Origin of the sequence: Pseudomonas onubensis, assembly GCF_965653655.1 — a bacterium.
Classification (GTDB): Bacteria; Pseudomonadota; Gammaproteobacteria; order Pseudomonadales; family Pseudomonadaceae; genus Aquipseudomonas.
Genome location: NZ_CBFHAZ010000287.1, coordinates 1 through 442, shown reverse-complemented (window position 1 = coordinate 442; position 442 = coordinate 1). Strand labels below are relative to the sequence as shown.

Below are 442 nucleotides of genomic sequence, written 5' to 3'. Positions count from 1 at the left end.
CTGTATCTGTTCACGTACAGCTACAAAAAGCCCGCCAAAATCGAATCCTTCGACCTGAAAACGGGCAAAAAACTGAACGACCTGACCATCCCAAACTTAAAAAACATCGTCACGCCGAAAAGCCATCTCAAGCTGTATGATGTGCAGGTGATGGATGGGTTTTAAAGAGTATGAACATTTCGGAAGAGCTTGCCGCTTTTGGTAAGCTTTTTATAATGAAACGTTACTGCGGGAAAGAAGGTGTTAATTTGAAATCATTCATTATCTTCTTATTGTTGTCCGTCATTTGTATAACCAGTGTTTTTGTCATAATGAATATATTGATTGGATACCCTGATGTGAGTAACGGGGCATTGATTATGATTGTATATATCGTTGTGACCCTCATGATAAGGCTATATAGCAAGAAAAAGAAATAGAGGAATTTGAACCGTAAAAGCAG

The 442-nt window shown here is 38.5% G+C and carries 1 protein-coding gene; it reads left to right on the top strand.

Annotated elements, in window-relative coordinates:
- A complete protein-coding gene (locus ACTD9P_RS30390; protein ID WP_498371987.1) occupies positions 1-165 on the top strand; it encodes a YycP family beta-propeller protein in 165 nt (54 codons plus the stop codon).
- Positions 166-442: the final 277 nt, after the last annotated feature.